The 22,201-nt window shown below is 61.2% G+C and carries 15 protein-coding genes and 2 rRNA genes (1 of these 17 only partly in view); 3 read left to right on the top strand and 14 right to left on the bottom strand.

All coding sequences use genetic code 11. The annotated features are described in order from the left end of the window. Positions 1-64 precede the first annotated feature (64 nt). The 7 genes from J8C05_RS00505 to J8C05_RS00475 all read right to left on the bottom strand — a co-directional run bounded on the left by J8C05_RS00505 (position 65) and on the right by J8C05_RS00475 (position 12,221). Positions 65-1,780, bottom strand: coding sequence for a class I adenylate-forming enzyme family protein (locus J8C05_RS00505; RefSeq protein ID WP_211422309.1), 1,716 nt, complete (start codon positions 1,778-1,780; stop codon positions 65-67). Positions 1,781-1,940: 160 nt separating this feature from the next. After that, entirely contained in the window at positions 1,941-3,428 is a 1,488-nt protein-coding gene (locus tag J8C05_RS00500) for a hypothetical protein (protein ID WP_211422308.1), read from the bottom strand. After that, positions 3,428-5,734 (bottom strand): TIGR03986 family type III CRISPR-associated RAMP protein, encoded by a 2,307-nt coding sequence (locus J8C05_RS00495; protein WP_211422307.1) that lies wholly within the window; start codon positions 5,732-5,734, stop codon positions 3,428-3,430. The genes J8C05_RS00500 and J8C05_RS00495 overlap by 1 nt, the downstream gene beginning before the upstream one ends. Beyond that, complete coding sequence (locus J8C05_RS00490; RefSeq protein ID WP_211422306.1) at positions 5,734-7,722, bottom strand: RAMP superfamily CRISPR-associated protein; 1,989 nt, start codon at positions 7,720-7,722, stop codon at positions 5,734-5,736. Before J8C05_RS00490 ends, J8C05_RS00495 begins: the two co-directional genes overlap by 1 nt. Next, positions 7,719-9,668 (bottom strand): RAMP superfamily CRISPR-associated protein, encoded by a 1,950-nt coding sequence (locus J8C05_RS00485; RefSeq protein WP_211422305.1) that lies wholly within the window; start codon positions 9,666-9,668, stop codon positions 7,719-7,721. The genes J8C05_RS00490 and J8C05_RS00485 overlap by 4 nt, the downstream gene beginning before the upstream one ends. Before the next feature lie 16 nt (positions 9,669-9,684). Continuing rightward, entirely contained in the window at positions 9,685-11,154 is a 1,470-nt protein-coding gene (locus tag J8C05_RS00480) for a Cas10/Cmr2 second palm domain-containing protein (RefSeq protein WP_211422304.1), read from the bottom strand. Positions 11,155-11,501: 347 nt separating this feature from the next. After that, complete coding sequence (locus J8C05_RS00475; protein WP_211422303.1) at positions 11,502-12,221, bottom strand: Bax inhibitor-1/YccA family protein; 720 nt, start codon at positions 12,219-12,221, stop codon at positions 11,502-11,504. A 138-nt stretch (positions 12,222-12,359) separates the two neighbouring features. On the opposite strand from J8C05_RS00475, the gene J8C05_RS00470 reads away from it, so the two are divergent. Beyond that, on the top strand, positions 12,360-13,577 hold the full coding sequence (locus J8C05_RS00470; protein ID WP_211422302.1) for a class I SAM-dependent rRNA methyltransferase: 1,218 nt from the start codon (positions 12,360-12,362) through the stop codon (positions 13,575-13,577). Between the two features lie 65 nt (positions 13,578-13,642). Here J8C05_RS00470 and dnaN read toward each other — a convergent pair whose 3' ends face one another. After that, positions 13,643-14,818 (bottom strand): DNA polymerase III subunit beta, encoded by a 1,176-nt coding sequence (gene dnaN / locus J8C05_RS00465; RefSeq protein ID WP_211422301.1) that lies wholly within the window; start codon positions 14,816-14,818, stop codon positions 13,643-13,645. 112 nt (positions 14,819-14,930) lie between these two features. Between dnaN and nadC the strand changes: the two genes are divergently transcribed. Beyond that, positions 14,931-15,788: a carboxylating nicotinate-nucleotide diphosphorylase gene (nadC, locus tag J8C05_RS00460; protein WP_211422300.1), complete on the top strand. Its 858-nt coding sequence runs from the start codon at positions 14,931-14,933 to the stop codon at positions 15,786-15,788. Here nadC and purQ read toward each other — a convergent pair. The 3 genes from purQ to J8C05_RS00445 form a co-directional block, all read right to left on the bottom strand. Then, on the bottom strand, positions 15,766-16,503 hold the full coding sequence (gene purQ / locus J8C05_RS00455) for a phosphoribosylformylglycinamidine synthase subunit PurQ (RefSeq protein WP_211422299.1): 738 nt from the start codon (positions 16,501-16,503) through the stop codon (positions 15,766-15,768). The genes nadC and purQ overlap by 23 nt on opposite strands. A 94-nt stretch (positions 16,504-16,597) precedes the next feature. After that, positions 16,598-18,139 carry a phytoene desaturase family protein gene (locus tag J8C05_RS00450; RefSeq protein ID WP_211422298.1) on the bottom strand — a complete coding sequence of 514 codons (1,542 nt, stop codon included), beginning with the start codon at positions 18,137-18,139 and terminating at the stop codon, positions 16,598-16,600. Next, positions 18,136-18,663, bottom strand: coding sequence for a hypothetical protein (locus tag J8C05_RS00445; RefSeq protein ID WP_211422297.1), 528 nt, complete (start codon positions 18,661-18,663; stop codon positions 18,136-18,138). The genes J8C05_RS00450 and J8C05_RS00445 overlap by 4 nt, the downstream gene beginning before the upstream one ends. Positions 18,664-18,776: 113 nt before the next feature. Between J8C05_RS00445 and hemF the strand changes: the two genes are divergently transcribed. Then, the gene (gene hemF, locus J8C05_RS00440) at positions 18,777-19,736 is read left to right on the top strand and encodes an oxygen-dependent coproporphyrinogen oxidase (RefSeq protein WP_211422296.1); all 960 of its coding nucleotides are present in this window, start codon (positions 18,777-18,779) and stop codon (positions 19,734-19,736) included. A gap of 47 nt (positions 19,737-19,783) precedes the next feature. On the opposite strand, the gene J8C05_RS00435 is transcribed toward hemF, so the two are convergent. The 3 genes from J8C05_RS00435 to J8C05_RS00425 all read right to left on the bottom strand — a co-directional run. After that, positions 19,784-20,896: an amidohydrolase family protein gene (locus tag J8C05_RS00435; protein WP_211422295.1), complete on the bottom strand. Its 1,113-nt coding sequence runs from the start codon at positions 20,894-20,896 to the stop codon at positions 19,784-19,786. A 71-nt stretch (positions 20,897-20,967) separates the two neighbouring features. Next, a 5S ribosomal RNA gene (rrf, locus tag J8C05_RS00430) occupies positions 20,968-21,084 on the bottom strand. A gap of 41 nt (positions 21,085-21,125) precedes the next feature. Continuing rightward, positions 21,126-22,201 (bottom strand): 23S ribosomal RNA (locus J8C05_RS00425); it runs 1,811 nt beyond the window's last position.

Genomic DNA, 22,201 nt, shown 5'->3' with positions numbered 1-22,201 from the left:
GCCTTGGCGGCCCCTGGTTCGTAGCACAGCCGACGAACCGGCACCAAGCCGGGCGCAGCCCAGACTAGACGCGGCCCAGTTCCCGCAGGACTTCGGCGCGCAGTTTGTACTTTTCCACCTTGTTGGTAAGCGTCCGGGGCAGTTCGGTTACAAGCCGGATGTGCTGCGGCTGCATGAATTTCGGCAGGTGCTCGGCGGCCCACGCTTGGACGGCGGCTTCGGTCAGGGCCGTGCCGGCCTTGGGAACGATGAATGCCACGATGTCATCTTCGTCGCTTTCCACGCCTGGGATTGGGAATACGGCGCACAGGGCAATGTCGGGGTGCTGGTGCAGCAGGTCTTCGACAACATAGCTGGAGAAGTTTTCACCACGCCGTCGCAGCCGGTCTCCAAGGCGGTCAACGAAGAAATACCCGCCATGCTCATCGGCGTAGGCCACATCGCCGGTGTGGAACCAGAGTTGGCGAAAGGCCTTGAGGGTGGCTTCGGGTTTGCCGAGATAGCCATCAAACAGCAGGGACGGAATTTTCGGACGGAAGCACAGTTCGCCGATTTCGCCGGGCACGCAGGGGTAGCCTTTGGCATCGAGAATGGCTACTTCGTGAAACGGCATCGGACGCCCCATGGCACCTTTGGTCGTGACGGTTTCGCCCCGGACGACCGGGATGCCGAACTGCCCGGCCACCTGCCGCAGGTGCGCGCGGTTTGAACCTTTCCACAGTTCGGGCGGTGTGCCTTCGCCTTCGGGCATTTCCTCGATGAGCAGGCAGAGGCCGAGGCCGGATTCGGTCTGACCGAAGCCGGTGGTCACGATGTCGAAGCCGAACCGCCGGGCAATTTCCTGGTGGTTGAGGGGCAACGGTTGTAAGTGAACTTTTGACAGCGTTGTGGCGCGGTCGTTTTCGCTGGGTGGGGCTTTCATCAGCCACGGCACCATGACATCAAGCAGAATGGCAGTGGTTGCGCCGCGTTTGGCGATGCGCGCCCAGAAATCCTGCGGACTGAACCGGTTCCAGACGGCGACTTCGCAGCCGACCCAGGCGGCGCGGGCGATGAGCGCAAAGGCGCCGGCAATGTGGTACATCGGCAGATCGCAGTAGATGACATCCTCGCGGGTGAGCAGCTTGCGTGCCAGGAAGCAGTACTGGTTCAGGCAGCGGAAGGGAAGGATGACGCCTTTGGAGGGGCCGGTTGTCCCGGAGGTGTAGATGATGCTGGCCGGGTCGGTGTACTGGAGGGTGACGTTCGGACGTGCGGCCGGTTCGAGCAGTTCCGTCCAGCCTGTGGGTTGGAAGGCATCCGGGAGGGGCATCCGTTCGGTGGGCGGCAGGAAATCGTGCGTGCCTTCGGGTGCGTCATAGACCACGGTACGGGGCAGATGGGTGAGTTCGGCGGCGATTTCGGTCAGCCGTGGCACCATGCGGCGTTCGGTCAGGAGGAGCGCCGGTTGGGTGTCGTTGAGGGTGTAGGCGAGGAGTTTGCCGGTGAAGGTGTAGTTGATGGGGCAGAACACGGCGCCAGCTTTCCAGATGCCGAACATGGCGAGGGTGGTGATGAGGGGGTTCTGCATCAGGAGGGACACGCGCTGTCCGCGGGTGATGCCGAGGCGGGCGAGGTTTCCGGCGATACGGTCCGTGAGGGCGGCGACTTCGGCAAAGGTCAGGGTCCGGTCATCTTCGCCGTAGTGGAGATAGACGGCATCGGGAGTGGTCTGCGCCCAAGCATCGAGGCGTTCGACGACGATTTCTTCGCGTTCAAACTCGGTGAGCAAATCGCGCATGGGAAATCAGCCTTTGGCAATGAAAGTTGGCAAGGTGGCAGCAGCTTACCAAATCAGCCGGAGCGGATGTGCACCAAAGGGATCACAAAAGGCGTTCCCGGAACAACACCTTGGACTGGGGGCATGTGGGTAAGTGGCATTGTATCGGGTCTGTAGCCAGTCATCCGTTGGCGGTCAAAGCGTGACCACAGCCGTAAAGGCGGTGTCTCACCCTGGCAAGCAGGCACTCCAGCAATTGGTCGGGCTGGCTTTCCCCCAGTTCCGTCAGAACATCCTGAACAAGCTTTTGGCTCAGAAACGTGTCTTCGGAAGACCACAGCCTGGCCTTTTGCATCCGCTCACGGGCCTCGGCCATCAGCTTAGGGGTTGGTTCGTTGTGAGCCACATCGTTACGGAGTTGCTTCACCTGTTGAACGGCGTCGTGCAGGGCCTTGAGCGGCTCACTCCCCACATAGTCGCAGGCAAAACGTCCGGTGCCGCTTTCGTGAAACCAAAACCCCGGCTGCCCATCAGGGCAGGTCTTCCTCTCAAAGGGACGGTTTTTTTTGTCGTGACAGTTTCTGTCGTCATCGCCGCCATCGCGGAGTAATTTTCCAGTGGGTTTAGGCTTTCCTTCCCTGAGCTTCAGACAGCGCGGATTGGAAGCGTCACGCTCGAAGTACTCAAGCAGCTTGTCCCACACGGCGGCTTCGCAGAACGCAACGGTTCCGTGAACGGCTCTTGGAATATCGCCGGCGCGAAGCGCCAATTCGACGCGCAGCGCGGCTCGCACAGCCATCCGGGGGTGCACAAGCACCTGGAGATCACAGCCGTGTGGCATCGGCAGCGAGGAGGCGAAGCACCGGAGCCAGTCAACGACCTGAGTCCACACCCGCTCTGTCTCATGAACGTGAAGCGGCTCGACAATTGCCCAGGCGCCGAGCAGGTTGCCCTTGGTTATCTGCTCCAGGGCGCGGCGGCGTGACTGAAAGGAAACCAGCGGCTCCGGTACGGATACCCGTGGGACAGCGCGATCCGGCGTGGGAGGGGTGGCTCTGGTGCCATCAGCAATCTCAAGCACCTCAACGTCCAGCTCGCCGGCATGGAGGCGAACCATTTCCTCCACCAGGTTGCTGATGACCGGAAAGCCGCCGGTTGCCGTGACCACGAAGCGCGAGGGTTTTACATTCGCGATGGCGTTACAGAGGGCAGCTTCGAGGCGACGGACGACTTCCCGGCGAACGACAGCATCAAGAGGCTGGTCAGGGTCCTCAAGACGTTCATTGTTCTGCAAGTAGGTGCATCGGTAAACCCTTACGACACCCCGTGTTTCCAGACGGGACTTCAGCACGGCGCCCGCAAAGCGCGGGTCCCCCGGTGCGGCGCTGGCATTCCGCCTCGTTTCGAGCAGCAGGGCGGCGGCCGGAACAACCCGGCACAAAACCGCATCGAGCTTTGGTGTACACAGGGAAAAGGCGCCTTCCGGGAGGGCCTCGACCGGCGGCTCCTGCTTGTAACAGGGCGCGTCAACGAAGTGCCACTCCGCCCGGCGCTGTTCGAGTTCGTCGTGCAGTGCTGCGCAGCGATCCTTGCGTAACTCACAACGGACGCCGTTCATCACAAGCTGCACGTCCGTCTGTCCAGTGGTCATGACCAGCAGGGTCGTCATCAACAGCCTTCCTGGCGGTAGCGGCGTTTACGCGAATGCTCGGCACGCAGTGAGGTGTGGAAGGTGAAAATCTCCCCATTCCTACGTGGATAGTCCTCCGCGTCTGGATGGCGGCGGTGATGGATGGCAAGCCACGCATCCTGCGTTGCTGTCTTCTGATGGTGCTGCTTCACCCAGGCGGCCGGATCGGCCTCATTCAGCACGGGCGCGTCACCCGCTTCGTCGAGCAACAGAAGCTGCCGGGCCGCGATGCGTACGCTGCCCCAGCCAAGCGGACGTGCATAACCGAGTTTCGAGCAGTAGCCATCAGCGTGGTGGCCACCGAGCACACCCTTGAACTGGTCAGGACAAAGCGCGACAAGGATTGCAGCGACCTCATGGGCATCAAGATCACGGAAGCGGACGGTGAAACGAAACTTTCGCCCGGGCTTTGACGCTTCCAGCGCGAGTGTGCTGCGCTCGTTCTTCCTGTTCTCAGGGGAGGAATCCGCAGCCGGGCCGGGCACCAATCCCTTCCCGTCGTTCCCATAAGCATCTTTACGGTCGAGATAGAACTTGCGACCTGCCAGCTCGCCGGGCGTGTCGTAGCCAGCAGCATCGCCATAGGTCACGAGTGTTGCCCGGTCAGAGGGGCGTGAGCGTGGGTGATAGGGTTGCTTCAGGTAAAACTCGACGGCACTTGGCCGGGGCATGCCCAGCTCCTTGAGGAACGCCGGCGGCAGAAAGCGTTGGTCATCGGCCTCGTTGTCACCCACGACTTCAAGCGCAGCATTGACGGAAACCCGGCTCATAAGTTGCGTGTGATCGCCTTCGCCAATGCTGGCACTGCCTTCGTTGTCGCCCGTGTAGCCAAACAGCCGCCGTACCGCCGACAGCTTCACCGGTGCGCCCTCGCGGTCCTTCTCCCGCTCTCTGTCGAGCGGGAAAAGGCCGTGGCGTTCGAGCCTGCCGCCTTGTCGGCGAACCGTGTCGGTGTAGGCCCAGCGGTAGTAGTAGTGCCAGCCGAGCGAGACGATGCACTTTTTTTTGGTGTCCCATTCAACCCAGATGAGGTCGCCGGGCTGGAAAACTTCTTCGGCTGCGGCCTTCAGGATGCGCCGGCGCGCCTCATCGCCGGTGATGGTTTTGGGAACATCGGGATGCCGTTCGGAGAAGTGGCCGTGGGCGAGGTCAACGAGATGGCGAAGCGTTGCGAGATAGCCGTCCTGCACTGCTGTCGGAACCGATGCTGTTTTGACTGCCTGGTTCGGATTCACCTCAAGTGTTTGATGCAACTTACGCTTGGAGTTGAGCTTCTCGCCTGCACCCTGGCCACCCCGGTACGGCGCACCACTGGCATCGTCGAAGCGGTAATACTCGGTTGTCAGGTTGCCCTCTCTGTCGTAGCGAAGATTCATGGGTAGCAGTTCGAGCTTGACCGTCACGCGAACCTGGTGGTTGTCGTCGAGCGCCTTCATAGTGACGCCATCGTTTGGAACACGGGCGATGCGTGCAATGAGTCTGGGGTCTGGGTCTTTCGGAAAGAGTGCGTTCGGGCGGTATGAGTAGGACCGCTCGGCGACGCGCTCCATCGGCGCACCGAGCAGCGCGCCCAGTTCGTGACGCAGGAGGCCCTTCAGCGAGTCCCCGGGAATGATGACCGGCCGCTTGCCCCACGGCGCGCGCAGCGGACAAAGCACGGATTTGCCGGCTGTAAGCTTGCCGTCGACAGCATCAAGGGTCGCCGGCACGGGCCAGTCGCTGTCAGCATCACCAACCTGCCCGCGCTCCCAGCCCACAAGCAGCGGTGCCAGGTTCTCAAGCTCGCAGCGTATCTCCCCTGAAAATCGCTCTTTGCTGCCCGTGCCGTCGTGCCAGACTGGAGGTTTGGTGTCGAAGCTCGACGGAAGTGCGACAAACCCGTAGGGCTTGCCGGGGAGAGGCTCCGTCTGGCTCGCCAGGGCAGGCTGTTGTCCTTGTTGCGGGCGGTGTCCGCTGCCGCCCGGAGTCCGGCCACCGTGTTGCGTCTGGCCCCCCTGTTGGGACGGCTGCGACACAGTCTTCATCCTGTCTTCTGTGGTGATGGTCGTATTGCCATTGGCGATTTCTTCAAGCCCGGCGCCCGCAAGTTTGTTGCGCACAGCCTTGATGTGGTCCTCTATGGAAGCGCAGATGATCAACTCGGTGGGGGTGTCAGTCTGAAAGATGTCGAGGTGGGGCATCCCAAGCTGGTTGCTCCTCAACCTGTTGAGTTCCCTGGCATCGCGCGGCTTGCCGTCGCACGTGCGCACACGGATGCGATGTGGTTTGTCAGGTTTTCCGTCCATCAGCGCAGCTCCTTTTCGGGCGTAAGGCGAAAGAGATCGTCACCGGCTGGCAATGCCGTTGGCAGGCTCCCTGGAGTGATAACCTTCCCTGGAGTGAGAACCTTTTCGAGGGTGAAACCAAGGATTTCATCACCGACGTGCCACTCGCGCAGAAGTACGCTGCCCGGGCCGGTGTTGGCCGACGAAAAACGAAGGAAACCATGGAGTCGTGCAGGGGTATGAATCACACGGGTCTGCTTCGCGCCGTTTTCGTCCGAAGCAACTTCCTCAATGAGAACGTATCGCGCCCCATCGTGCGTGCGCACGGCACGCCAGACGGCGCGCTCGGCGTAAAAGGCGACTTCATCAACCTGCAGCGTTGCATCATCCGGCGGCCACTGCCGGCCAAACGTTGCCGGCGGGGCGGTCAGCGTCAGGTCAATGGTCGGATCGCACCACCACGCAACGAGCGTCCGTCCGCCCAGCGCAGCTTTGGCCAGCTTCGCGGCTGCCCCAAGCGTGAGCGGAGTGGTGACTTCGCCGGTTTCCGTTCGTACGCAGGCGTCAGAAGGGCCGGAAGTCTCAATCATGGAATGCCGTGAAGGGATGTCCTGTGATGTGTCCTCGCCGGATTCCTTCGGTGGCGTCCAGTCTCTCGTCTTTGTTACATCGTGGTTGACCCAACCGCCCCCCTTCTCCCAGCGCCCCCAACCGGCCCCACGTGTCTTGTGGCCGCCGATGGGCAAGTGTCCCAGCGCGCCCAGTGCAACCTGGCGATCAATGAGCTGGATGAGCGGCGTGACCTCCTCAGCCGTTGCACCTTCAACAACGATGCGCACCGGGAACGTACCCCGAAGCAAACGCACGGCATCGCGTTTGGCCGTTCCATACGAGCCGGCCGAGAATTCGTCCTCCGCGTGCATGTGCAGCCTGGCGGCGGCCCACCCGTCTTCAGCACGCGCATCACGGATGAGGATGCGGCTGCTCCGGCTGACCGTGCCGAAGGCGTTTCCCGCCGGGTCTTCACAGCCGACATCACCCTGGACAAGATGCGGGTCTTTCACGTCTTTGCCACCTGCGCGCGCCATACGTGAGAACGCATGCCGCAGGACACCGCGCACGCTTGCGCCGGGGAGCAATGGCCGACCGTTCTCCATCAGCAGTGCGCGGTCGGTCGCCAGTGCATCGGGCGTCCCTGTTTTCATGGCCCACACGGGTTTGGCCCACTGACCGTCACCCGTCGGCTGCACGGCGCGCTCGGTGTCATGTGGACCGACGGCAAACATGTCGAGGCCCCAGACGGCATCATCAGGATTGGGCTTGTACTCACCGAACGAGATGTTGACATCAAGGGTACGGAAGCACCACGAGCGGGTTGGTGAGACGACTGGCACAGCCGGTAGTGCCGCTGGAAGCGTCGTGCGGCCAGACTTTACCCACGTCTCGTAGGCCATATCATCGAAGCGATATGCCGTCAGGTTTTCAAGGTGGCACCAGCCAAGCCCGCGGGCGACAGCACTGCCGAGCCAGCAGCGCCCTTTGGCCCAGTGCTCGGACAGGATGTAGCCCAGGATGCCCTCAGCCTCGGTAAATTCGGCATCATCCAGCGTGTAGGAGCGGTCAACCCGGATGTAGAGGTTCCATTGCGTGCCAGCAGGCATCACCTCACGGTCGTAGAGGACGCCGGCAGCGCGGGCCCCGGTTTTGTGGCGGATGCCGACGCCGGCGCGAAGACGTGGCGTGCCTGTAGTGGTGGCATCGGTGAATTCCCACGCGGAGCGGCGCAGTGCGCCGTGCTGGATGTCGTCAGAGACAGCGCGTGGCAGCGGGTCGAAGCAGCGCCTCGCCATGGCCACCGCAGCGCCTTTGAGTCCCCGCCCCACCAGGGTCGGCACGCCGTCAACGAGCGTAAAGGGTTGGTCGGCGCTGCTTTCGCGATCAAGACCTGAAACCGAAAGCGCCGAGTCCTGCACGAGCGTGGCCGTGAACAGCGTCAGTTTGGTTGTCATTGGGACTCCTTCACCTGCCGGCGCAGCTCCGCGCGCAACCAGCGCACGAAGAAGCGTGCGTAGAGTTTTTGCTGTTCGGGTGGAAGTGCCGCGAGTTTCTCCAGAACCGCCCTGGCGTCCGGGTGTTTCCAGTTCCTGCCGCCCGCAGTCTGAGGGTTGATGCGACTGGGGAGCGCCTGGGGGGCAGCACGTTCGAGGTCTCCAACCAGATCAAGCCACTGCGAGAGGCTTGGCTTCCGGTCACTGGCACTGCCAGTCCTTGCCAGTGACTTGTGTGCGTTGAACCAATCCTGTGTTGTCGCAGCAATCGCCTCTTCGGAAACGTCACCGGTCGGCGTCGGAGCATGGCTTCCAGCGGTTTCGCCCTGCATGCCGGGGAGTACCACATCAAGGCGAAAGCGCCCAAAGCCCTCATGGGTACGCTCACCAAGCCACTGATGCTTTGCGGCCCGCGCCACAAGCGCGGCACATCCCGAACCTGATACCTCAAAGACCGACCCACGCCGGATGGCCACGGCGGGCATGCGCCACAAGCGCGAAGTGCCGTTGAAGCCATAGACCGGCACACTGTCCTGCAGCGACCTGCCAAGCTGAATGTCATTACCCAGCAGGGCTTTCAATGCGGTTTCATCGAGCGCCGTACGCCAACGCAACAGCTCATCACGCACAAGCAGGTCTGACGTAAGGGTAAGCCGCATCCTGTCCGTGACATTGGCGGTTGTTGCCGCATCCAGCCCGGCAAGCTGCACGACTTCGACCGGTGCACCGGCGCGACCGATGCGCAACCAGCGTTGCCCAGCCAACACGGGCCCAAGCTTTTCGGTAAGTTGCTGCACATCTTCCGGCGACCCGCAAAGCTCGGTGAGGAAATACGTCTCCTCCACGATCTGCTCAATGGCAAACAGGGAGGCACCCGGCTGATGCGGATCGGGCCGCCCGTTGCGCAGACGCACCCGGCGGGCCGGGCGGAAGCACACCCAGGACGCACTTGCATATGCGCGGAAAACAAAGAGGTCATCTTCCGGGCGCTTGAGTTTTTCTTCAACCTGCCAGGCATCAACCCGCTTCGTTGGCGCTATGGGTTGCGCCCACCAGGGCACATCGCCGGCTACTCCCTGTGGCTTCTCACTCTGAAGTGAGAGCGGCGCCGGCAAGACCTCGACATCCTCCAGCTTTGTGGGAGCACAGGGCAACGGCAGTGCATCGCCGACCGACACCCTTCCTGAAGTGAGCAGTGCGGCTGCACACTGTTCACCCTCGGCGATGAGCCAGGCCGCCATCGCGCCAAGCAATGCGCGACCAGGGATGAAGGCGAGGCTTGGGATCAGGTTGTCAGGTGTGGCCGTGGCGGTTATGCAGAGCGGATCGCGATTTCTGAGCAGCAACCGGAGAATCCCCTTCGCACCACTCACATTACGTAACGGCACCGGATTTTCAGAAAGCGAGAGCCGTACACGCCCGGCACCGGCAGCGCGCCCGCTGCCAAGGCGATCCACCTCCTGGACAAGCCGTTGTAACGTCAGCAGCTCGTCCTCCGGCAGCTCGACTTCACCGGTAAGCTGTGTCCCCTTGGGCACGTACTCAACGACCCGCAGCGTGTCGTCCTTGGGGGCGCGGTTGTCGAAGGACTCACGCGCCGTGGCGCGCCAGATATGGCTTTCGGGGTCGTCCTTCACATACAGCGAGGTGAAGATGGCGCGCTGGCGGTCGCTGCGCTGGTAGTCGCCACCTGCGCGGCCAAAGAAGTTCTCGGCCACCTGATTACTGAACAACCTTCGCGCGGCATCGCGCAGGACACCCTCAACGTGTGAGGCCCAGATGACGGGGCGGCCATAGCGGTCGCGCGAAATGAGGGCATCAATCCCGCCCCCTCCCGAACCCGTGCCGAAGTGCGCATCCGAGAGCAATTCGGCAGTGAGCATCCGGCGAACCCATGGCTTGGACACAGGCAGTCTCCTTATTTCAGGGTCTGTGACCCGGTGTAACACCCAGGCGGGCAATCTCGGCGATCTCCACGAGGTCGAGGAGTGGCGTTATCCAGGCATTTCCTGCGCGTCGCCACAGCTCCTTCACGCCGGCTTGAGCGAGTGTCCCCTTGCCTCGGGTGGGAAGTTCGGCAAACGCCAGCGCCGAGAGCGCACGTCCGCGAGGAAGCTGATCGACGAGGTAGCGAAGTTGTGAACGCGGTGCGTGCCCGAGCTTTTGGGCGGCATGGACAAGCCCCTGAAGCGAATCGAGTTCCTGGCCGAGCACATTGACCGGACGTTGTGAGAGCACGCGGAGGTCGGTGCTGTTGCCGCGCAGCCAGTCGCGCCGACGCACATCTTCGGGGTTGTCCACCCACGCCGTGCTGTACACAGCCCAGTCAACAACGGAGTGTTTTTTCTCCCCTTGCGTGAACCCACGGAAGCGGTGTTTTGCCGAACTGGTGAGTTGTTCGGCGACTTCGTGCAGCCGATGCACAGGGATGGTATGCCGGGCAATGACGACACCAATGCCAAGGGTGAGTTTGAAGCCGGTTTCATTCCCTTGGAGCGCGTCCAACGCGGTGCAGAGTGTGACGACGAAAGGGAGGGCAATCTCCGCACGGGTCACGAGCAGGATGTCATCACCGCCAAGCATCAGCAGGATGAGCGGGGCCAAGCCTGCGTTGGGGCAGTGCCTGTCAATCGCCTGCTGCAAGGCACGCCGCAGAAGCACACGGTTGCGATGAAAGAATGCCGCACGCTCAGCTTCGGTTTTGCCTGCGCCGCTACCAATGCCATTGCCATCGGCGTGGATGAGCGCCAGGTAGCCGTTTCCAACCAGTTCCTTCAGCTCTTGCGGACGCTCAAGCTTCTGAAGCTTCGTTCTGGCGCTGAGCAGACTTGCCAGGTCCACCGCCGTGCCGTCTTCGGTTTGGGTTGCGGCCTGATGCCGCTGTGCGACATCGGGGGAAACAATGGGCTGCTCGCTGCCCTGCTTCACAATAGCTGATGCCAAACCACGCCCTGTCCATTCACAGGGCGCAAGCACTGGCAGTTCTGTGGACAAATGTACCTGGTTCTTCGCCGTCCCGGCACCGTCAATCGAGATACGGAAACGAAGACCGGGCAGGCAACTCCGCAGCAGGTTCGCAGCCGCAGCCGCAAACTCGCTGGCACCATTTGAAAATCGTGCCTCGAAGTGCCCACCATCGCGTGACAGGATACCTGCCTTCGCATCGGCGGCGGGATCGTCGTAATCCTTCAGTGGGTCGTTTGGGTCGGCGGAAGGATAGTTTGCGTGGCTGGGGGCAAGTGCCCAACCGCACCCAGTCTGGCGTGCCAGGTCTGGCAACGCAACCCGCAAGGCCCTGCCCAGAAGGGCATTGGCGCCGACCATGGCGCGCAGGCGCGGCACAGCAAACAACCACGTTTGAACCCGCTGAAACTCAATGTGGACTCGCTGCATCAGGGTTCAGCCTACTTACCAGCCCTTTCAAATCCGGCGCCGGCTAACGATTGTAGCCAGTCCGTCACCTGCCCCTAGACAGCCGACAACCGGCGCCGGTGACAGCTCACCAGCAGCACCTGCCGTCAAACGGAAGACCTTGGGTTTGGGCGGGAATGACTTACAGGATTATCTTGTCGTTGGGCTGCAACTTTACTGCAACCCCGGCGAATGATGTCAAGCTCCAACGAACACTGAAAAAGTACTGCCGCTGCCTGCCCTGAAAAACACCACAAAAAAACCGAGGCCGCCAGTCGGCAGCCTCGGCTCACAGCAACGGCAGGCTTCACCCTGCAAGCTTGGGCAGGCTATTCGTCCCCACCCAGGATGTTCAGAATGTTCAGCAGGTGAATGAACAACCCGAAGAAATCCAGAAACAGGCTCAGGGCACCGGCGACGTACTCATCCGTGGGCAGGTTGTGCATGATGTTCGACGTGTCATACAGCACATAACCCGCAAACAGCAGCACCGCCCCCGAAGAAATCGCCAGTGAAAAGATGCTCGAACCAACGAAAATCCCGATGAGCGAAGCCACCAGAATCACAATCAGCCCCGTGAACAGAAAGCCACCCAGGAAGCTGAAATCCTTGCGGGTCACAAAGGTGTAAGCCGTCAGCCCCCCAAAGGTGGCCACCGTCAACGCCCCCGCCGCCAGCAGCGTCAACGGGCTTCTCCCCAGCGTGAACAGGATGATCGGTGAAATGAGCACCCCCTCAAGGAACGTAAAGGCAAAGAGTGCCATCAGATTGACGCCCTTGACCCGGCGGACCGCCCCGACACCAATGACCGCGCCAATGAGCAAAATCAGCGCCAGCCAGTAATACTGCACCACAGCCATGTACAGGCCGGTGACGATGCTCACCGCCACCCCCGCCATGGCGCAGAAAATGCCGCCGAGAAACAGGACATAGACCTTACGAACAAACGCCATGCGGGCGGCTACCGATGCATCCGCCGCCAGCACGCCGCCGAAACCGTAAGCCGGCGGCACTCCCCGATCCAGTTGGTTGTAGCGGTAGTCGTTCATCGTTTCCCTCCGACAGGTACAATCTGTTATGGCTCATGCCTTGCGCCTGCACAGGGTGCCTCACAAGGCGTCACGGCGTTGTGTATCCTAGCCGAAAAACGTACCACTCCACGAGAAGTTCCCGTAGAAAACTGCCGCATGCCAAACTCCAGCCGCTCACCCCGGACCCACTCCACCGGACACCTTCCAACCCTCAAACTGCACGCCAACCGCGAAAAATCGGTTCGCAACCGCCATCCCTGGATTTTTTCCGGGGCCATTGCCCACTGGCCCCAGGAGCTTGAAGACGGCGGTCTCGCCGCCGTCAGCGCCGCCAACGGCGAACGGTTGGGCTACGCCTACGTCAACCGCCGCTGCTCGATTGCCGCCCGGATGGTCGCCTTCGGTGACGCCGAACCCTACACGGCCATCCGGGACAACCTGACCCGCGCCGTCGCCTTCCGACGAAAACACTTTGACCCAGCCCAAACTAATGCCGTGCGGCTCGTCAACGGCGAAGGCGACATGTTGCCCGGACTCATCGTGGATCAGTATGCCGATGTCCTCGTCGTGCAAATCTCGACGCTCGGCATGGAACGCCTCAAGCCCTTTGTGCTGGAAACGCTGGTCGAGCTGACACAGCCCCGGGCCGTCTATGAGAAATCGGATGTCGCGGCGCGCTACGAAGAAGGGCTGACCGACTTTGCCGGCCTGCTCTACGGGCGCGACTTCGGCCCCCTTGTCGTCACCGAACAGGGGCTGCGCTTCCACGTGGACATCAAACACGGGCAGAAAACCGGTCTCTTTCTCGATCAGCGCGACATGCGCGCCTTGGTGCAAAGCCTCGCGGCGGGCCGGCGGGTACTCAACGGCTTTGCCTACACCGGCGGCTTTTCACTCTACGCCCGGCATGGCCAGGCGCAGCAGGTCGTGTCGGTGGACAGCTCCGGCGGCGCGCTCAGGCTGGCACAGGGCAACCATATCCTCAACGGCTTCTCTGTCACCGATGACGACTTCGTTGAGGCTGACATGTTTGCCTACCTGCGGCAGCTTGATGCGGCGGCCTTCGACTTCATCATCCTCGATCCGCCGGCTTTGGCGCGCAAACGGGAAGATGTGATACGCGCCGGACGCGCCTACAAAGACCTCAACCGGCTCGCCATGGCCAAAGTCGCGCCGGGCGGACTGGTCCTGACCTGTTCCTGCTCCCACTTCGTGGATGAAAAGCTCTTCGGGCAGATTGTTTTCCAGGCCGCCTGCGAAGCCGGACGCCAGGTGCGCATCCTGCATCGCCACCGGCAGGCACTCGATCACCCGGTCAGCGTTTTCCATCCCGAAGGCAGTTATCTGAAAAGCCTGCTGCTCAGCGTGGACTGACCCACTGCACCGGCGATACGCCGGACCGGTTCACCCCAGTCCGGTTCACCCCAAGGGCGTTTCACCTAAGCCCGCATCGGCATGACGACATAGCGGTAGTCGTATCCGTCGCCGTCCGCCGGGCGGAGCTGTATCTGGGTGATTTCGTCCTTGAACTCGAAGCGCGTCTGCGTGCTATGGGCTACGGCGAGAAAATCCATCAGGTAGCCCACATTGAAGGTGATTGTCATCGAAGGGCCGGGATAATCCACGCTCAGGGTTTCGACGGCTTCGCCCGACTCCGGCGACTGGGAGGTAATTTCCACCCGTCCTTCCGTAGCGTGGAGTTTGACGGCGTGGGTTGTTTCATCGGCGACGACCCCAACCCGTTTGAGCGCCGCCACGAGCAGATCGGTCTCAAAAACAATGATCTTGTCATTGCTCTTGGGCATAACGCCCTCGTAGTTGGGAAACTGCCCCGCCAGCAGCCGCGAGGCAAACGTGCGCCCCCCGATCTGAAAGAACACATGGCGATCGTCCTGGCCAAAGGCAATCTCGTTAGCCGTGGTGTCAGCCGCCAACCGTACAATTTCGGCCATGGTCTTTTTGGGAATCAGGAAACTGATGCGCGTTTTGCCCTTCTCCACAGGGGCGCCGGCATCCAGCCGGACGCAGCCGGGCCGCTCAATCAACGCCAGCCGGTGTCCGTCTGTGGCCACCATGCGCAGCAGAGCAGCCTGGGACTCATCAGCGGCGGCGCTGTCCACCACCATCTGCACCCCGTTGAGCTGGTAGCGCGATTCTTCCTGGGAAGTCGCAAAAAGCACGCGCGGGATCATCGTGCGCAGAATGCCGGACGAAACCGAGAGTGGCAGCGCCGGTATTTCCGGCAGGGCGGGATACCCCTCCGGCGCCGGGCTGAACAGCCGGAACCGGGAGCGCTCACAGGTCATGGTCATGTTGCCGCTCCCGTCACTTTTGAAGTGGATGTCGGCATCCGGCAGATTGCGTACGATGTCGAACAACCGCCGCGCCGGCAGCAACGCGGTGCCGCTGTGTCTGATGGCCGCCGGACATGAGGTTTTCAGGGTGGCGTCAAGGTCAGTTCCCGCAAGGGTCAGCACATTACCCGCCGAGGCGCTGCCCGCTTCCCCGCTCAGGAGAATGTTGGATAGGATGGGGATGGTCGTCTTCTTCTCAACGACATTGTTGAGGAAGGTCAATTCCTTGAGCAAATCGGCTTTGGCAACTGAGAATTCCACGGCACACCATCTCTCTTCCATTTGATTTTCACGTAAAGTACGCGATTATGCGTCGTTACAAACGGCAAAGCAACCCGGCGGCTTGTGCCGCCCAAGGTCAGCGACACACACCATGAGACTCGATCCTGTTGCCATTGAAAACCTCATTGCACAGTTTCTCGCGGAGGACATCGGACGCGGCGATGTCACGACGGACGCCATTTTGACCCACGAAGTCAAGGCCCGCGGCCGCTTTCTAGCCAAACAGGAACTCATCCTGGCCGGCCTCGAAGTCGCGGAGATGGTGTTTCAGTGGTTTGATCCCGAAATCCAGATTCAGACCTTTTATCTGGACGGGGATACGGTGCCCACCGGCAAGGAAATTGCGCGTGTGGTCGGGCCGGCACACATGCTGCTGGCCGGTGAGCGCGTGGCCCTCAACCTGCTCCAGCGGATGTCAGGCATTGCGACGCTCACCCATGCGTTCGTTCAGGCGATTGAAGGCACCAGCGCCGTCATTGCCGATACTCGTAAGACAGCCCCGGGGCTGCGGCTGCTCGACAAATACGCCGTTCATGTCGGCGGCGGACACAATCACCGGTTCGGACTCGATGACGGGATTCTCATCAAGGACAACCACATCGCCTTGGCCGGCGGCATTGGACGTGCGCTGCGGCTGGCCAAGAAAAACGCCTCCCACCTGCTCAAAATCGAAATCGAGGTCAGTGACCTCGAACAGGTCCAGGAAGCCGTTGCTGAAGGCGCTGATGTCATCCTGCTCGACAACATGACGGTTGATCAGGTGCGGGCCTGTGTGGCGCTCATCCGTGAGCTGGAACCACCCGGACGGCAGACCCTCATCGAGGTTTCCGGCAACATGTCGCTCGATAACGTCCGGGCCTACGCGGAAGCCGGCGCCAATCTCATCTCCGTCGGGGCACTGACGCACAGCGTCAAGGCAGCGGACATCAGCCTGAAACTGTCACCGTAGCCGCACCTCGCCGTTGCTGCTCGGCATCCCGCAGGGTGAGCATCAACGCCTGGAAGAACCGGAGGCCGTCGCCGCTGCCCAAGGCTTCTTCACAGGCTCGTTCGGGATGGGGCATCAACCCCAGCACGTTGCCTTCGGCGTTCAGAATACCGGCAATGTTATGCAGTGACCCGTTCGGGTTGGCGGCTGGCGTGGGCTGCCCGGCGGCGTCCACATAGCGGAACAGCACCCGCCCTTCGGCTTCCAACCGGGCGACTTCCTCCGGGGCGCAGTAGTAGTTGCCTTCACCGTGCGCAATCGGCAGGGTGACGACTTCCCCCGGTGCATAGGTATGGGTGAAGGGCGTGTCGGCCCGCTCAACCCGTACCCGCACCAGGTCACAGCAGAACCGCAACCCGGCATTGCGCAACAACACGCCCGGAAGCAGACCGGCCTCACACAGGATTTGAAACCCGTTGCAAATTCCGACGACATACCCACCCCGCGCGGCATGCTCACGTACGGCGCGCATCACCGGCGAACAACTCGCAATCGCGCCACAGCGCAGGTAGTCACCATAGGAAAAACCGCCGGGCAAAATCACCACGTCGCAATCGGCAACAGACGTTTCGGCGTGCCAGATGAAGCGCACCGGTTGACCGATGAGCTTGCTGATGACGTGATACGTGTCGTGGTCACAGTTGGAGCCGGGGAAAACGACGACGCCGAACTTCATGAGGCAGGGCTTCCTGGGAAGGGCTGGGAGATTTCAAAGCTCATACGTTACTTTTCACGGCACCCCAATACAAAGCAAATTGCCCACATGCGGCTCACCACGCCCGGAGAATGCGTCCGGCGCAACTCAGCCCGGAAGCGGCAACCGAGGGCACGCCTTGGCCGGGAAAGCAACTGTCCCCGGCGCAGTAGAGACCACGAATGGGTGAGCCGCCCTGTGGCTTGAGCAGTACGTCCGGGCCACGGCGCAGCAAGGGACCATACGTGCCACGGGTTCGCGCCAGGTAACGCTCGTTCGTCAGCGGCGTGCCGACCGACACGACCTGCACGACTTCGGAAGCCTTCGGGATGACCCGTTCCAGCATGTGCAGCATGTGGCGGGCGGCGGCTTCCTTGGCCGCCCGGTAGGCCGGGGTACGGCGCACGCCTCCGCCACCGGCAGCACGCTGGGTCAGCGCCGACCAGTCATCATAGCGGTCCACCATGAACGCATGGACGTTGTGGTAGCCGGGCGGGGCCAGGCTTGTGTCGTGCAGCGAAGGCAGTGAAACAAACAGCATCCCACGGGGTTTGTCGTAGGCTTCCCAATCGTTGACGACGATATGGTGCACGACGGTCTCCGCCGGCAGGTGCGGGCTGGCGACGCCGCCAAACAGGCTGGTGAAGCTGTCCGCCTGGGCATACCGCAGGGATTGCTCCCGAAACATCACGCCAGCCAGCGGATGTTCCCGGAAGAGTCGCCCGTAGGTGTCCCACACCGTGGCGTTGGAAACGACGGCGCGGGCCGTGATGTCCTCACCGGTCGCAAGCCGCACGCCCTGGACGCGCCCCTGGCGGACCAACCCGGCTGCAACGCGGCTGCCATAGCGAATGCGCCCGCCGTGGCGCTCGATGCCGGCCGCCAGTTTTTCCGCGATGATGCTGCATCCGCCGAGCGGATAGCGGACACCGTTCACGTGGCGGTCGCCAAACACCAGTGCCGCATTGACGAGGGGCGTGGCACCGGCGCCGGTCAGTGCCCAGCAAAAGGTCTCGATGTCTATGAAGCGCCGCAGCCGGACATCCCGCAGATGCCGTTTGGCCAGATCGCCCAGCGTGGTCAACGCCGCCTGGCTCATCCGCAGGGCATCCCACGGAGCCGTGGCCACACCACGGATCAGTCCCGGAACATCATCGAGTGCAATGAGTGGTACGCGCGCCATGACGCGGTAGGCTTCCATGGCGGCATCGTAAAAGGCGCGGATACCAGCCCGTTCCTGTGGGAAATAGCTGGTCAGCTCGTCCAGGAAATGCTCGCGGTCATAGTGGGTGCGGATTTCCATCCCGTCCGGCAGGTGGTAGTGAATCTGTACGTCATCGCGCCGGGTCTCAACGGTTTCACTAACCTCTGCCAGAGCTTCGGCGACGAAGTTGATCGTTCCTTCCGTTCCCAGCCCATAGAGCAGGGAGGCGCCGACATCAAACCGGTATCCGGCGCGGGTGAAATACGACGCACTTCCCCCCGGTACAGTGTGCTGTTCAAGCACCAGCACGCGCACGCCGTGGCGGGCCAGGCGCGCTGCCGTGGCGAGTCCCCCAATGCCTGAGCCGATGACAACGACTTCCGGCTGCCAGCTCTCGGAGTGTGCAATGGTCATGGCCTGGCAAAGCGCAAGCCGTTGACGACGCACAAAAAGTCGCGGACATCACTTTCCGGTGTTTTGACACCGGTCAGCGTCGGACGGGCCGTGATGGACTGGCCTGGCGCAAGCTGTTTCAGATTTTGGGCGGCAAGTGGATAAGCCAGCTTCTCCACGATGGTTTTTTCTTCCATGTCAATGAGATAGACCCGCAGTTCGATGCCGGTCAGGGGGCGGTTGCCACGATTCTCGATGCGGCAGATGTATTCGTACCGGTCACTGGCCTCGCCGTTGACGACGAGACGATCCAGCGTTACCAGCCTGACACCTTCACGCTGAAGGTAGTCATCGTACTCCGGGTTTCCCGCCCGCAACATCCCTTCGGACATCTTCACGGCAGCCGTTTCACGGCCCTGCTTTTCCCACCACATGACAAGTCCCACCACGGCTGACACCACAACGAAGGTGGCGGCCAGGATGAGGAACAGGGTGCGGCGCGAGTTGGTTTCCGAAGCGGCGGTTGGTGTTTCCAGCTCAAACATGGCGGTCAGTATGGCAAACGGCGAGACCCACGAATTTCATCTGCCGCAAGCCTAGCGCGTAGTGTAGCTTGACAAAAGAAAGAGTTGCACCTCTGTGGAAAGGATTCATCGGCATGACAGCAACTGAAATGCAATCCAGCGAAGCGCCAGCCGCCACCAGTCCAACCTTACGGGAACGCGCCGAAGCTTTTTTCAAGACCCTCCAGGATGAAATTTGCAGCGCCCTGGAGCAGCTCGACGGCGCCACCAGATTCCGTGAAGACCTCTGGGAACGCGAGGGCGGCGGTGGCGGACGGACGCGCGTGATCGCCGACGGCCGGGTGTTTGAAAAGGGCGGCGTGAACTTTTCGTCCGTCCACGGCCTGATGCCCGAAAAACTGGCTGCCCGCATGATGCCCGGCGAAGACCGGAACTTCCACGCCACCGGCATTTCACTGGTCATTCACCCGCGCAATCCGATGGTGCCAACCGTCCATGCGAACTTTCGCTACCTTGAGCAGGGCAGCAGTGCGTGGTTCGGCGGCGGCGCGGACCTGACGCCCTATTACCCCTACCGGGAAGATACCATCCACTTTCACCGGACGCTCAAGGCCGCCTGTGACGAGCACCATCCAGACTACTACCCACGGTTCAAGCAGTGGTGTGATGAGTATTTTTTCCTGCCGCACCGCAACGAAACCCGTGGCGTGAGTGGCATCTTCTTTGACTACCTCAAGGCCGATGAACACACCAACCTGGAAGCCATTTTTGCCTTTGTGCAGACGGCCGGGCGGGCTTTTCTTCCGGCCTACCTGCCCATCGTTGAGCGCCGTCAGCATGAGCCCTATGGGGAAGCCGAACGGGAGTTTCAACTCATTCGCCGGGGGCGGTATGTCGAATTCAACCTCGTCTATGACCGTGGCACCGTTTTTGGCCTTGAAACCCGCGGACGCACGGAGTCCATTCTGATGTCGCTCCCCCCCCTGGCCAAGTGGCTCTATGACTATCGTCCGGCGCCCGGTTCGCGCGAAGCCGAAGCGATGACCTATTTCACCCCGCAGGACTGGCTGGGTCTGGGACAGGCAACGGCATAAGTCCTGTACACTTGCGATAGCCGGGCGGAACCATCACAGGAGGCCCACTAGGTGGGTTCGCCCGGTACTCTCTCATCTGACATCCCTGCGGCACCTGCTTCACTCTCCGTACAGGTTGGCCATCCCGTTTCGGACGGCAGACCCAACCGCTGGTCATCCAGCCCCAGGAATTCGACGGCGTTTTTCCACAGCAGGCGCTCCCGGTCGGCGTCAGAGAATTCCTCTATCGCGCAAATGAGCTTTCCCGGTTCATCCTCGCCGAGAGGGAAAGGGTAGTCGCTCCCCAGGACGACGCGCGTCATCCCGAAGACTTTCACGACGTAGCGCAGGGCATCGGCATCGTGAACGAGGGAGTCCACGTAAATTTGCGGCAGATACGTGCGTGGAGGCTGGCTGATATGCACCTGGCAGAGGTCTGGACGGGCGGCCCACCCCTTCGTGATGCGCCCAAGCGTGAACGGAAAGGCGCCACCCCCGTGTGCAAAGCAGCAGCGCAAACGGGGCAGGCGCTCCAGCACCCCTCCAAAAATCATTGAACAGATGGCCAGGGACGTTTCGGCCGGCATCCCCACGAGCCACGGTAGAAAGTAGTTGGGCATGCGTTCCCGCCCGACCATTTCCCAAGGGTGAACGAAAACCGCCGCGCCAAGCTCAGCCGCGCGCTGAAAGAAGGGAAACAGCTCCGGGGCATCGAGATTCCAGTCATTGATATGGGTGCCGATTTCCACGCCGGCCAGGCCCAGGTCACGGACACAGCGCTCAAGCTCACGGGCAGCCAGCTCAGGCGATTGCATCGGGAGCGTTCCCAGACCAACGAAATATGCTGGATGGCGCGCAACGACCTCAGCAATGTGATCGTTCAGAAAGCGCGCCAAATCGTAGGCATCGTGTGGCTTGGCCCAGTAACTGAACATCACCGGCACGGTGGATAGCACCTGCGTGGTGACGCCATGAGCGTGGCAGTCCCGGATGCGCGCTTCCGGGTGCCAGCAGTTTTCCTGCACCTCACGGAAGAAGCGGTCATCAATCATGATGCGCGCACAGCGTGCGCTAACATGTTCCAGCCGGGGGAAACCTGGATAGCCGTACTTGGCATGCAGGTCTTCCCAGCGCGGTGGCAGAATATGCGTGTGCAGGTCAAGTTTTCGGAGCAAAGCCACGGTGGGCGACCGGAGGGAGGGAAAAAGTCTTTAAATGTGGAAGGGCAAGGTTTCGCAACCTTGCCCTATGTTTCCGGCAGCTATCTACTTTCCCACGCAGTTGCCCGCGCAGTATCATCAACTCTACGGAGCTTAACTTCCGTGTTCGGAATGGGAACGGGTGTGTCCTCCGCGATATGGCCACCGAAACTCGTTACCCCGAAGGGTTAGCTCGTATTCGACAAATTTTGTGGTTAAGCCGATCGGTTATTAGTACGAGTCAGCTCAATGCATTACTGCACTTACACCTCTCGCCTATCAACGTAGTAGTCTTCTACCAACCTGATTGGGAAGTCTTATCTTCGGACTAGCTTCGCACTTATATGCTTTCAGCGCTTATCTATACCCAACTTAGCTACCCTGCGGTGCTGCTAGGCGCAACAACAGGTACACCAGAGGTTGGTCCAACCCGGTCCTCTCGTACTAGGGTCAGCCTCCGTCAAACTTCCAACGCCCACACCAGATAGGGACCGAACTGTCTCGCGACGTTCTAAACCCAGCTCACGTACCGCTTTAATCGGCGAACAGCCGAACCCTTGGGACCTTCTTCAGCCCCAGGATGCGATGAGCCGACATCGAGGTGCCAAACCGCCGCGTCGATGTGGACTCTTGGCGGCGATCAGCCTGTTATCCCCGGCGTACCTTTTATCCTTTGAGCGACGGCCCTTCCATTCGGAACCGCCGGATCACTAAGCCCGACTTTCGTCTCTGTTCGACTTGTCTGTCTCACAGTCAAGCTGGCTTATGCCTTTACACTCTACAGGTGATTTCCAAACACCTTGAGCCAACCTTTGGGAGCCTCCGTTACTCTTTAGGAGGCGACCGCCCCAGTCAAACTACCCACCTGACACTGTCACTCCCTTGCGGGCAGATTAGAACTCAAAAGCTTTCAGGGTGGTATCTCACCGGTGACTCCACTGAGCCCAGAAGCCCAGCTTCACAGTCTCCCACCTATCCTGCGCAAAAAACTTTTCAGTTCAATATCAGGCTGTAGTAAAGGTGCACGGGGTCTTTCCGTCTAGATGCGGGAAACCGGCATCTTCACCGGTACTACAAATTCGCTGTGCCACTCGTTAAGACAGTCATCAGATCGTTACGCCATTCGTGCGGGTCGGAACTTACCCGACAAGGAATTTCGCTACCTTAGGACCGTTATAGTTACGGCCGCCATTCACTGGGGCTTCAATTCAGGGCCTGATATGATCTCACCCCTCCTTTTAACCTTCCAGCATTGGGCAGGCGTCAGCCCCCATACGTCGTCTTGAC

It is taken from the genome of Chloracidobacterium sp. N (assembly GCF_018304765.1).
GTDB lineage: Bacteria > Acidobacteriota > Blastocatellia > Chloracidobacteriales > Chloracidobacteriaceae > Chloracidobacterium > Chloracidobacterium aggregatum.
The sequence above is the reverse complement of the archived record's forward strand: the minus strand, read 5'-3'. Positions and strand labels throughout refer to the sequence as shown.